The organism is Chitinophaga polysaccharea, from assembly GCF_007829335.1.
Taxonomy (GTDB): domain Bacteria; phylum Bacteroidota; class Bacteroidia; order Chitinophagales; family Chitinophagaceae; genus Chitinophaga; species Chitinophaga polysaccharea_B.
The window spans coordinates 290,161-303,453 of sequence record NZ_VIWO01000002.1 but is presented as its reverse complement, the minus strand read 5'-3'; the positions used below and the strand labels follow the sequence as shown (position 1 = coordinate 303,453).

Below are 13,293 nucleotides of genomic sequence, written 5' to 3'. Positions count from 1 at the left end.
CGATAATCTACTTATAAATTAAACTATCCCGGGTTTCTCCGCAGGTTAGCATATCATGGCCGAAGTAGGGATTTTGAATACCCGGTTTATCGCTAAGCCAGTAGGCGCCTTTATCATTGAATGCCATGGGGCAGTACTGGTGGTAAATCGTATGTCCTTTTAAACCGGTATTTTTTACAAGGTCGAACAACATATCGGATACCATCTGGAACGATGCCCGTTTGCCATCCAGCCCCTGCTCTCCTTCAAAACCGGCCAGTTCAGCGCTGATACTGGTACTGATGCCGTTTATATTAGCCAGGTGGCTGCTATCCATCTGAAGCAGGTTTACCGGCAGGCTGTCCACCTGCATTTTCAACGCGGCGGCAGCATGATTGGCTGTGGGGCTGTCGGCTGCCACCAGTGCGGCGGAAAGGCGATAGTAGGTATTCATTACACCTCCCAGCGAGTCGTAAAACTGCTGGCTATAGGGGGCCTGTAGCGCTGCGGTAACAGGCGCTGTTGCCTGTTCTTCCTTAGGCGCTGCGGAATGGCAGGCCCCAAGCCCCACCAGTAAACATCCAATCGATAAGCCTTGTTTGATATGCATCTTGTTGGTCTTTTAGCAAAAGTAATCATAAAGCAGACAGTGACGGCAGCAAATGATATAAACGGATACTTTAATAGCTGCCTGTCTAAAGGCTTTCTGGTTTCACCTTTTATCCTTAACTTTGCACGTTTTTTATCCAATTTTTTTTGTTTTTATGTTGATCGCATTACAGGATATTACGTTTGAGTTTGGATCCAGGGTGATACTGGAAGAGTCCTCCTGGCATATAGAACCCGGTGACCGTGTGGGCCTTATCGGGTTAAACGGTACCGGAAAGTCAACCCTGTTACGCATTATCAATGGGGAATATTCCGTTTCTAAAGGAAGTGTTAATAAAAGTAAAAATCTGACGATTGGTTTCTTTAACCAGGACCTGCTCAGTTTTGAAACCGATGAATCTATCCTCACCGTGGGCATGATGGCCTTCGGTAAGGCCCTGGAGCTGGAAAAGGATATAGAACGTATTACCAAAGAGCTGGAGCATAGCCAGACAGACGCGTTACTGGAGGAGTTCAGCGATAAGCTGCACGAATTCGAGGCACTGGATGGATATAACATGAAACATAAAACAGCGCAGGTGCTGGAAGGCCTCGGCTTCACCACATCGGACCTGGACCGCCCCTACAGCCAGTTTTCCGGAGGATGGCGCATGCGCGTGCTCCTCGCCCGCCTGATCCTGCAGCAGCCCGATGTACTCATGCTCGATGAACCCACGAACCACCTGGACCTTCCATCTATAGAATGGCTGGAAAGATACCTGGTAGGCTATAACGGCGCCGTGATCATTGTATCGCACGACCGTTTCTTCCTGGATCGCATGGTCAACAAAATCGTGGAAGTATACCAGCAGCAACTGCACCACTATGCCGGCTCTTACGCTGATTATGAAGTGGAGAAAGAACTGCGCCGGGAAATGCAGCAACGTGCATACGAAAATCAACAGGACTATATCCGCCAGCAGGAACGCTTTATTGAGCGTTTTAAAGCCAAAGCCTCCAAAGCCGCCCAGGCACAGAGTATTGCAAAAAGGCTCGATAAGCTGGAACGGGTAGAGCAGGTAGATAATGGTCCCTCTAAGATCCGGATCAACTTTACCGTGGATAAAACGCCCGGTAAGATCCTATGTACCCTGAACAATATCAGTAAAAGTTACGGAGATATACAAATCCTGAAAAATACCAGCGCTGAAATCAACCGCGGCGATAAAATTGCCCTGATAGGCGCCAACGGTAAGGGTAAGTCTACCCTGCTCCGCATCATTTTCGGGATGGAACCAATGGAAGGAGAACGTGTTCCCGGCCATAACGTGGTGACCAGCTTCTACGCCCAGCACCAGCTGGAATCGCTGGACCTGAGCGCAGAAATCCTGGACGAGCTGAAAAACTTCGGCAGCGGCCGCACAGAGCTGGAATTACGCCAGCTGCTCGGTTGCTTCCTTTTTACCGGCGACGACGTATTTAAAAAGATCAAGATCCTGTCGGGAGGGGAAAAAGCCCGTGTGGCCCTGGCCAAAACCATTATCAGCCAGGCTAACTTCCTCATGCTGGATGAGCCTACCAACCACCTGGATATGAACTCCGTACAAATGCTGATCGATGCATTGAACAAGTACGAAGGCAGCCTGGTACTGGTATCGCACGACCGTTATTTTGTGAGCCAAACGGCCAACAAGATCTGGGAAATCGTAGATGGCGAAATCAAAGAGTTCAAGGGGACCTATAACGAGTACGAAGAGTGGAAGAAGAGAATGGCCGCCCAACAGCAGCCCGCTGCAGCAAAAGCTAACAATAACGCAGATACGAAAAAAGAAGCCGCTCCCCAGAATAATGCCGCGACAGCTGAAGCCGGCAAGGGAGCCATCAATAAAGATGTACAGCGCGAGTTGCAAAAACAGCAGAAACAGTTTTCGCAGGTAGAGGGACAGGTAGCCAGCCTGAAAGAGCGCAAGGCTAACCTGGAAGCCAGCCTGGGATCACCGGATATTTACAGCGACCGGGCAAAATTTGCCCAGGTAGAAAGTGAATACCAGGAAGTACAGAAGTATTTAGACCGCGCCAACCAGCAATATGAGCAGTTATTCGAAAAAATAATGCAGCTGGAAGCCAGCCTGGTCAGCTAATATCATTACATTCAGGTATCATTACTACGGTGTGGCCCGGCCACCCACCTTCCACACCGTAGCTAGTCAGCTATATTTTTTAACCATCCCCCTTCCTGTAGTATGCAAAAAATACTGGTAGTTGAAGACGAAGTTAAAGTGGCCAATGCCGTTAAGAAAGGGTTGGAAGAAAATGGTTTTGATGTAGACGTAGCCTATGATGGCCGCATCGGTAAAGGCCTGGTGACCAATAACCACTACGACCTGGTGATCCTCGACCTCAATCTTCCGCATAACAACGGGTATGAGCTCTGTGAGGTGATCCGCAACAAAAATAACCGGGTCCCCGTCATCATGCTGACGGCGCTGGGCGGCATGGAAGATAAAATGCAGGCCTTCGAGCTGGGAGCAGACGACTACCTGGTAAAACCCTTCGACTTCCGTGAGCTACTGGCCCGCATCCGGGTGTTCCTGAAACGTGCCGGCTCTGAAGCCACCCATGGCACCCAATACAAAATCACGATTGCCGACCTGGAAATAGACCGGGAGAAAAAAGATGTGAGCCGCGCCGGCAAAAAAATTGCCCTTACAGCCAAAGAATACCAACTGCTGGAGTTCCTGGCCATGCACAAAGGAAAAGTTATTTCCAAACTCACCATCGCCGAAAAAGTGTGGGACATCGACTTCGATACCGGCACCAATGTGATCGAAGTGTATATGAACTTCCTCCGTAAAAAGATAGACAAAGACTTTGACCAGAAATTACTCCATACCAAAACCGGCATGGGATATTATCTTTCCGAAGAATAGCAGTTTTATTTGAAGATCAAATATAAAATAGCACTCTATTACACGCTCTCCGCTACGCTGATGCTCATTGCGTTTGCGGGGTTGGCTTATTATTTCTCGGCCAAGTCGCGCAAAGCGGAATACCTGGAACGACTGGAATACCGCGCCAGGTCTATCGCCAATGTAATTATTGAAGATGATATCGTAAAGGTAGACCTGCTGCGAAAACTGGACAGAACCACCTTCCAGGACCTCTACAAAGAAACCATCCTGGTATACAGTACCAATTATGACCTGCTTTATAGCAACCTGAAAGACACTACCATCCGCACCCACCCCAGCCTGCTGAATTATATCAAGGAGAATAAATTATACAGCTACGACAAAGGCAGCGGCGAAGTGGTAGGTGTATACTATACGGAAGGCAATATTTCAGTGATCGTAATTGTATCGTCCTTTGATAAGTATGGTTTCCTCAACCTGCAGCACTTGAGCCAGATCCTGCTGCTGGAGCTGCTCACGGCCGTCATTGTGCTGGTGGTGATAGGTTATTTCTTTGCCCGTAAAATGGTGGAACCGATTGATCAATTAGTACAACAGGTTGACAGTATCAATGCCAACAACCTGCAGGATACACAGGTAGCCGTAAAGGGGAAAGATGAAATTGCCAAGCTCGGCGCCAACTTTAATACCATGTTGCAGCGTCTAAGCGAGTCTTTCCATCTCCAGAAAAGCTTTGTGAGCAATGCCTCCCATGAGCTGCGTACCCCGCTGGCCGCCATTATCAGCCAGCTACAGGTAGCCCTGTCGAAAGACAGGACCCAGGAAGAATACCAGGCCCTCCTCAGTTCTGTGCTGGAAGACGCGGAGAACCTCTCCGACCTTTCCAATGGGCTGTTACAGCTGGCGCAGTCTGAAATGCGGCAACAGGAATTTGTGCTCAGTAATGTGCGCATTGATGAACTGCTGATGGAAATGACCACGCTGATCCGGCTGAAGCAGAAAACCGCCAGCAAGCTGGAATTGCACTTCCTGAAGGTACCTGACAACGATTCCCTGGTGACCTGCTATGGCAATGAAAACCTGCTGAAAGTACTTTTTCTGAACCTCATCGACAATGCATGCAAATTTTCTGACAACAATACCGCACACGTATCCATCGATTTCTTTACCCAATATATCCTGGTACAGATAAAAGATACCGGCATCGGTATCCCCCCCGACGAGATCAATAAAATATTTGAGCCTTTTTACCGCGGCCAGAATGCCCTGCAAATCCGCGGCCATGGCCTGGGGCTCTCTATCTGCAAGAAAATAGTCCAGATCCACAACGGACACATTACAGTTACTTCTAATTTACCGGAAGGCACCACTTTTACCGTCATACTCCCCCATTTATAACCTGGTTCTAATCTTATTCTAATCCGGAATGAGATGTATTTTAGTTTTTAAAATACCCGGTGATAATTTTGCCCGGTGCGCTAAAACAAGCCACCAGCAAACACTTCAAAGCAAAAACCATAGCCAGACGCGCTCCCCGGACCCAACGTGCACGATTATACGCTCTTTTTCTAATCCTATTTTAAGGGCATTTTAATGTGGCTTAAAGGCGCCTTTAATTTCGCTTTAAGAATTTTGTATCATCAAAATTGGCATTATGCGAACTATAAGGATGCTGCTACTGGCAGCATGTGGAACATGCCTGGGCTTTATTCAACCTACACAGGCACAAAATTCTGTACAAACAGTAACCCTCCAGTCTGTGGAGGACTCTTTCCTGGTTAAAAACTATTTATTGTTGGCACAACGCTACCAGATTGACGCTTCCAAAGCGCTGGTACGCCAGGCGAAGATGTGGAGCAATCCTTCTTTCAGCACTGTACTTGGTTTTGGCAGCACCGATAAATTGAAACCTTTTAACGTTGGATCCGGTGGTGAAACACAGTACAACATCGACCAGCTGATTCAAACCGCGGGCAAAAGGAATAAAGCTATTCAGCTGGCCGCCACCGCTACCAAAATGAGTGAGGCCAACTTCGATGAGCTGATACGTACTCTCCGTTTACAACTGCGGGAAAACGTTTACAATATCTACTACCAACAGCAAACCGAAAAGGTATTAAAAGAACAACTGGGCAACCTGCAGACAATCGTAGATGCCTACGTTACTGCAGATAAAAAGGGAAGCGTGGCACATGCTGACCTCGTGCGCCTTCAGGCCCTGCAGGTGGGAATAGAAAACGATTTCGCCGACCTGAAACAACAGGAACTGGAATCGCAGAAAAACCTGCAACAGCTATTACATAGCCAGGATTTCTACGCAGCTGATATCAAGCCCGCCGACCTGGCTCCTTACACCCTGGATAAAATACAGCTGCCCCAGCTATTGGAAGCCGCTTCAAAAAACAGGGCCGATGTACGGATGGCCGACCTGCAATACCAGACCGCACAGCTGAATTATCGCCTGCAAAAATCCCTGGCAGTACCCGATCTGCATGTAGGCGCCACTTACGATAAACAAGGCAGCTACGTTAATAACTTTGTGGGCCTGACCCTCGGTATTGACCTGCCAGTGTGGAATCGCAACCAGGGCAATATACACGCAGCAAAACTGCAAATCAACAGTGAGCAACAACAGTTACTCCAACAACAATCCGTAGCACAAACAGAAGTGCTGAATGCCTACCAGCGCATTGTGGTACTGGAAAAGCGTTACAAAGGATTTGACCTCCACCAGTTTCAGGGCGAATTTGATACCCTCATCGCAGAAGTATCTAAAAACTTCAGCAAGGGTAATATCTCCCTGCTCCAGTTTATCGACTATTTCAACAGTTATAGCGACAACGCAAAAAATATTAATAAGTTTTTATCCAACCGGGTAAATGCTTACGAAGAACTCAACTATGCAACAGGACAAGAACTATTTAAAAACTAAGCACATGAAACAGCCTATTCTGATTATTGGCTTTTCGCTGCTGGCAGCCATTCTGTGGAGTGGATGCAAACACAGCCAGGCAGAAGATTCAGAGAAGACCACCTTTGTACTCAGCGATACCATGCTGAAAAATATACGCATTGATACCGCGCATATGCAACCGGTGATGAATGAACTGCGCCTTTCCGGTAAGGTAACGCCCAACGGTGGCAAGGTATTGAAAGTATATCCGCTGGTGAGTGGTTATGTAGAAGATATCAAAGTGCAGCTGGGCGACTATGTTAAAAAAGGACAGGTGCTGGCCGTGATACACAGTGCGGAAATTGCCGACTATGAAAAACAACTGGCACAGGCAAAATCTGACCGCAATGTAGCCGACAAAAACCTGAAAGTAGCGCAAGACCTGTATGATAGCCGTTTGAGCACAGAAAAAGATGTGGTAAACGCCAAAGGAGAATTACAGAAGTCAGAAGCGGAAATTAATCGCCTCAACGACCTCTTTAAAATTTACCGCAAAGGAAATGGCGCTACCTACCTGGTAACTGCGCCTATATCGGGCTATATCATCGAAAAAAATATCAACAACAATATGGAGATCCGTTCGGATAACAGCGCCAACATCTTCACCATCTCCGAACTGGATGATGTATGGGTAATGGCCAACGTATTTGAAACGGATATTGCCCGGATTAAAGAAGGCTACGAAGCCAAGGTGGTAACCGTAAGTTATCCCGATGAGCCCTTCCATGGCAAGATCGACAAGATCTACAACTTCCTGGACCCTGCTACCAAAACCATGCAGGTAAGAATCGCCATCGATAACAAAAATATGGAGCTGAAACCGGAAATGTTTGCCACCGTGTATGTGAAATACCAGGATAACGATGAAAAAGTAGCAGTGCCTTCTGCAGCGGTCATTTTCGACAACAGCAAAAACTATGTGCTCGTATTTAAGGACAAATTTAATATCGCTGTACGCCAGGTAGAGGTCGCCAAGACAGCGGGAGATATTACTTATCTTTCATCTGGCCTCAATGCAGATGAAAAAGTTATCTCAAAAAATCAATTGCTTATTTACGATGCACTTAAAGACTAAGCTGGGAATAAAACCCTTATTCTCCCTGGGTATACTGGCATTTGCCGGTAGCCAGGCTATCGCACAGGACAAACGAACGGATAGCATTGTTCCTTACACTTTCCATTTCCAGCAAACACTGGTAACGCAATGGCACCCGGACTTTCAGGCAAAGTATTCTGGTCCCAACAGCTTCCAGACGCATGAAAAAGGCGCTACTTCTATTACCAGTACTATTTATGCGGGCATTCGCCCGTTAAAGAACCTGGAACTATATGTAAACCCGGAACTCGCTGGTGGCCAGGGTCTCAGCCATGCCACCGGCATCGCGGGTTTCCCCAACGGCGAAACGTTCAGGGTGGGCAACCCCACACCTACCATTTACCTGGCCCGGGCATTTGGCATATATACGTTGCCGTTAACTTCCAAAAGGACAGCAGCCGACCTGGATGACCGGAACGAATTTGACGCTGATGATCTGAACCATGTAGCCGGCGCCACGCCTACCCATTATCTGCGCTTTATTGCCGGTAAGTATTGTCTGGCCGACTTCTTCGATCAGAACAGCTATAGTCACGATCCCCGCACTCAGTTCCTGAACTGGTCGCTGATGGCTAATGCCGCGTGGGATTACCCCGCCGATGTACGCGGATATACCATGGCGTTGACCGTACAATACCGGAAAGACAAATGGCAGGTGCAGGCGGCAACTTCTCTGGAGCCCAAGCTGGCCAATGGCCCTAAGTTGAATTATGACTATGGCAAGTCGAACGGCGAAGTGATAGAAGTAGCCCATACACATACACTGAATAAGCATGAAGGGAATGTACGGCTGATGGCTTTTATTAACCAGGCGCCTATGGGCAACTACCGGCTGGCACTGAAGGGAGCTACCGACACCCCCGACATTACCGCTGCCAGGAAAGACGGACGTACTAAATACGGCTTCGGCATTAATATAGACCAGGAAATTACCAAAAGCGGAGGGGCTTTCCTGAAAGCGTCCTGGAATGATGGTCATAATGAAACCTGGGCCTACACCGAAATAGATCAGTCGCTCAGCGCCGGATGGCTGCAAAATGGCCAATGGTGGCACCGCGCACAGGATAATGCCGGCATCGCCATCGCTGTAAACGGCTTGTCGAAAGACCACCGCGACTACCTCGCTGCAGGAGGCACCGGGTTCATGGTGGGCGATGGTCGCCTGAACTATGCTCCGGAAATGATTGCCGAAGTTTTCTATCAATGTAACATTACCAGGCTACATATTGCCTTAAGCCCTGATTACCAGTTTGTGCTGCATCCTGCTTACAACAAGGACCGCGGACCGGTTAACATCATCGGCATAAGGACCAGAGTGGCATTCTAAAGAACAGGAGTTATGAATAAATTCATTAGAAATATTGTAGCTTTTTCGCTGAGGAATAAGTTGTTTGTATTCATCAGCGTAGCAACGCTGATAGCAGCCGGCATATTTTCCTTTGTGCATACGCCGATCGAAGCATTCCCCGATGTAACGAATACACAAATCGTAATCGTTACCAAATGGAATGGCCGGAGCGCGCAGGAAGTAGAGCGTTTTGTAACGCTACCCATAGAAGTATCGATGAACGCCGTACAAAAGAAAACCAGTGTACGCTCCGTTACCATGTTCGGGCTGTCTGTGGTGAAAATCATGTTCGAAGACGATGTGGAAGACTTCTTCGCCCGGCAACAGGTCAACAACATGTTGTCTAACGTAAGTCTCCCCGAGGGCTCCGAACCGGAAGTACAACCCCCCTACGGCCCTACCGGTGAAATATTCCGATACTACCTCAAGAGCAGCAAACGCGACTCCCGCGACCTGCTCACCTGGCAGAACTGGGTGATAGACCGCCAAATCCGCAGTGTGCCCGGCATTGCCGACGTAGTAGCCTTCGGCGGACAGGAAAAGATTTATGAAATTTCTGCCGACCCGGTAAGACTGGCTAAATACGATATTACCCCGCTGGAATTATACCAGGCCGTTACCAAGAGTAACGTCAACGTAGGCGGCGATGTGATCGAGAAGAACGGGCAGGCCTATGTAGTACGTGGTATAGGTTTGTTGAACAGCATACAGGATATCAATAACATCATCTTACAAAATATCAATGGCGTACCCCTGCTGGTAAAAGACCTGGCCAATGTACGCGAAGCCTCTGCTCCACGCGTGGGACAAGTAGGTATCGATAAAAATGATGACCTGGTAGAAGGTATCGTGGTAATGCGTAAAGGCGAAAATCCGACCGAAGTCCTCGCCCGCCTGAAAGACAAGCTGAAAGAGCTGAATGAAACCATCCTGCCGGATGATATCAAGATGGAAACGTTCTACGACCGTGATAACCTCATGGAGTTCTGTACCCATACAGTAATGCATAACCTGGTAGAAGGTATCATTTTCGTAACGGTGATCGTATTCCTTTTCATGGCCGACTGGCGCACCACGGTGATCGTATCCATCATTATCCCGCTGGCCTTGCTGTTTGCCTTCATGTGCTTACGCCTGAAAGGCATGAGCGCCAACCTGCTGTCGATGGGAGCTATCGACTTCGGTATTATCATTGATGGTGCTGTGGTAATGGTGGAGGGTATTTTCGTAATGCTCGACCACAAAGCCCACAAGTATGGCATGGAGCGGTTTAATAAAATGGCCAAGCTGGGATGGATCAAGCAAACCGGCGGTGAGCTGGCGAAGGCCATCTTCTTCTCCAAACTCATTATTATCATCTCCCTCATTCCTATCTTCTCCTTCCAGAAGGTAGAAGGTAAAATGTTTTCGCCGCTGGCCTGGACATTGGGATTTGCCTTACTGGGCGCCCTGTTGTTTACGCTAACACTTGTGCCGGTATTGTGCTCTATCCTGCTCAATAAAAATGTAAAGGAGAAAAATAATATACTGGTTAACTTCTTCGACCGCATTGTTATGCGCGGTTTCGGCTGGACTTACCGCAACAAGCGCTTAAGTATGACGCTGGCCCTGGCATTTATGGTAGTGACCTTCATCTCTGCCAAATTCCTGGGAACAGAGTTCCTGCCGCAGCTGAATGAAGGCTCCCTCTGGGTAACCACGGAATTGCCCATGAGTATGGCCCTGAGCGAAAGCACCAAAATGGCGCATGATATCCGGGGAGACCTGGGTACATTCCCTGAGGTAAAGCGGGTATTGTCGCAGGTAGGCCGTTCCAACGACGGTACTGACCCTAATGGTTTTTACTTCGTACAATACCAGGTAGACCTGGCGCCGAAAGAGGAATGGAAGCGCAAAATCACACAGGACGAGTTGATTGCAGAAATGGAGCATCGCCTGAAAAAATATCCGGGCATTATCCTGAACTTCTCCCAGCCGATCAGCGACAACGTAGCGGAAGCCGTTGCAGGTTTTAAAGCCGCTAACGGGGTGAAGATTTTCGGAGATGACCTGACAAAGCTGGAAGCATTATCCCAACAGGTGATTGCACAGCTGAAAACAGTACAGGGTATTAAAGACCTGGGGGTTATCCGTAACATTGGTCAGCCTGAAATGAGTATCAATCTCGACGACAACAAAATGGCCCAATACGGCGTAGCCACCGGCGATGCACAGGCTGTAATTGAAATGGCGATTGGTGGTAAAACCGCTACCCAGCTGTACCAGGGAGAGAAAAAATTCGATATCCGTATCCGTTATGACGAAAACTATCGTAAAACGGAAGACGACCTGGCTAACCTGATGGTACCTACCATCAACAATAATAAGATACCACTGAAAGAAATCGCGGAAATCAAAACGATTACAGGGCCGGCGTTCATTTACCGTGACAGCAATAAGCGCTTCATCGGGGTGAAGTTCTCTGTACGTGATCGTGATCTGGGTAGTACCATTGCGGAAGCACAAGCTAAAATCAACAAGGTGGTTAAATTGCCGAAGGCCTACTCTATTGGCTGGACCGGTGAGTTTGAAAACCAGGTACGTGCCACGCAACGTCTGGGACAGGTAGTGCCTATCAGTATCATCGCCATCTTTATGGTATTGTTTATCATGCTGGGTAGTGTAAAAGATGCCGGCCTGGTACTGATGAACGTACCGTTTGCATTGATTGGTGGTATCCTGGCGCTGCATGTTACCGGTATGAACTTCGGTATTTCCGCCGGTGTTGGTTTCATCGCGCTGTTCGGGATTTGTATACAAAATGGGGTGATCCTGATTTCCGTCTTCCATAAAAACCTGGAAGGAAAAGTGCCACTCAATGAGGCCATTAAACTGGGAGTACAGAGTCGTGTGCGTCCGGTAGTAATGACCGCGCTGATGGCTGCCATCGGTCTGATACCAGCCGCCATTTCCCACGGAATTGGCTCCGAAACACAGAAGCCGCTGGCGATTGTAGTAATTGGAGGATTGATTACGGCCACCATCTTAACACTGCTGGTGTTCCCAATTATCTTCTACGGTGCTTATAAAAATAAGAAAGACGCTTTATAAGTAAACTAGAAAAATTTTAGTTCGCATATAGGTTGATAGCATGGCCATAAAAAAGAATGGCCGGAGTAATTCCGACCATTCAATTTTATGCTCATACTACTCCGCCCTGCCGAGAAGATACAACGCGGAGCGGATTTTTTAAAACCAAGCAGCGAAGCCGTAAAGAATGTGACTACATTTCTTTACGGCTTCGCTGTTTATTTACTTTGCAGGAAACGCACCCGCTTATATTTTTCTCCGTCTCGATTTATTAAACATCAATCCTTTCTCTACGCCCTTGCGTAATTCGAGCTGTTCTTCTTCCGGTAAAGCGTATACGGTTTGGCAGGCGTCACTGCAGCACCCATTGTACTTCTTCGCGCAAGACTCGCACTGGATAAACAACAGGTGACAGCCCTGGTTCAGGCAGTTGGTATGGGTATCGCAAGGCTCACCACATTGATGACAATGACTGATAATATCTTCACTGATACGCTCACCGAGGCGATCATCGAATACAAAGTTTTTGCCTTTGAATTTGATGGGAAGGCCCTGTTGACGAGCTTTGTTGGTATATTCAATAATGCCGCCCTCCAGGTGAAATACGTTCTTAAAACCATTATGCAGCATGTAGGCCGATGCTTTTTCACAACGTATGCCCCCGGTGCAGTACATAATGATGTTTTTATCTTTCTGGTCGGCCAGCATATTTACGGCCATGGGCAGTTGATCGCGGAAAGTATCGGAGGGTACTTCAATGGCGCCTTCAAAATGTCCCACCTCGTACTCATAGTGGTTCCGCATGTCCACAATCACCGTGTCAGGATCGGCAGTCAGCTCATTGAAGGTTCGGGCGTCTACATAGCGGCCACGGTTGGCCATATCGAAGGTGGGGTCCTCGATGCCATCAGCAACAATTTTTTCCCGGACCTTGATTTTCAATACAAAAAACGACTTGCCGTCATCGTCTACCGCAATATTCAGCCTTATACCATTCAGGAAGTCGATGCCATATAACGTGTCCTTAAATGCATCAAAATGATGTTCGGGCACACTGATCTGGGCATTGATGCCTTCATGGGCCACGTAAATACGTCCGAATGTATCCAGTTTGAAAAGGGATTCGTAGAGCTGATCGCGGAATGCCTGCGGATCGGGGATTTTCGCGTACTGGTAGAAAGAAATTGTAACGCGCTTAAATGTTTCTTTTGCCAGCCGTTGTTTTAGTTCGGCGGCAGATACTCTGTTGTGTAATGCCATAATTGCTTGAAATTTTAAGGACACCTGCGTCGTGAACAAAACTTCAATCAACCCCTCTTTAATCGTAAAAGAACAATTGATTAGGGCG

General features: G+C 47.9%; 9 protein-coding genes. 7 read left to right on the top strand and 2 right to left on the bottom strand.

Annotated features, from left to right (window positions below):
* Nucleotides 1-7 precede the first annotated feature (7 nt).
* Nucleotides 8-589, bottom strand: a complete 582-nt coding sequence (locus FHW36_RS09290) for a DUF3347 domain-containing protein (protein ID WP_145666103.1) — start codon at nt 587-589, stop codon at nt 8-10.
* Nucleotides 590-743: 154 nt separating this feature from the next.
* On the opposite strand from FHW36_RS09290, the gene FHW36_RS09285 reads away from it, so the two are divergent.
* From FHW36_RS09285 to FHW36_RS09255, 7 genes are all read left to right on the top strand, one after another.
* A complete protein-coding gene (locus tag FHW36_RS09285; protein ID WP_145666100.1) occupies nt 744-2,708 on the top strand; it encodes an ABC-F family ATP-binding cassette domain-containing protein in 1,965 nt (654 codons plus the stop codon).
* 102 nt (nt 2,709-2,810) lie between these two features.
* Nucleotides 2,811-3,497 carry a response regulator transcription factor gene (locus FHW36_RS09280; protein WP_145666098.1) on the top strand — a complete coding sequence of 229 codons (687 nt, stop codon included), beginning with the start codon at nt 2,811-2,813 and terminating at the stop codon, nt 3,495-3,497.
* A gap of 9 nt (nt 3,498-3,506) precedes the next feature.
* Nucleotides 3,507-4,877, top strand: coding sequence for a sensor histidine kinase (locus FHW36_RS09275; RefSeq protein WP_145666095.1), 1,371 nt, complete (start codon nt 3,507-3,509; stop codon nt 4,875-4,877).
* A gap of 256 nt (nt 4,878-5,133) precedes the next feature.
* Entirely contained in the window at nt 5,134-6,411 is a 1,278-nt protein-coding gene (locus FHW36_RS09270; protein WP_145666092.1) for a TolC family protein, read from the top strand.
* Between the two features lie 4 nt (nt 6,412-6,415).
* Entirely contained in the window at nt 6,416-7,507 is a 1,092-nt protein-coding gene (locus FHW36_RS09265; RefSeq protein WP_145666089.1) for an efflux RND transporter periplasmic adaptor subunit, read from the top strand.
* Entirely contained in the window at nt 7,491-8,855 is a 1,365-nt protein-coding gene (locus FHW36_RS09260) for a carbohydrate porin (RefSeq protein WP_186452364.1), read from the top strand. Before FHW36_RS09265 ends, FHW36_RS09260 begins: the two co-directional genes overlap by 17 nt.
* A 12-nt stretch (nt 8,856-8,867) precedes the next feature.
* Entirely contained in the window at nt 8,868-11,966 is a 3,099-nt protein-coding gene (locus FHW36_RS09255) for an efflux RND transporter permease subunit (protein ID WP_145666082.1), read from the top strand.
* A gap of 225 nt (nt 11,967-12,191) precedes the next feature.
* Here FHW36_RS09255 and trhO read toward each other — a convergent pair whose 3' ends face one another.
* The gene (gene trhO / locus FHW36_RS09250) at nt 12,192-13,205 is read right to left on the bottom strand and encodes an oxygen-dependent tRNA uridine(34) hydroxylase TrhO (protein ID WP_222429035.1); all 1,014 of its coding nucleotides are present in this window, start codon (nt 13,203-13,205) and stop codon (nt 12,192-12,194) included.
* Nucleotides 13,206-13,293: the final 88 nt, after the last annotated feature.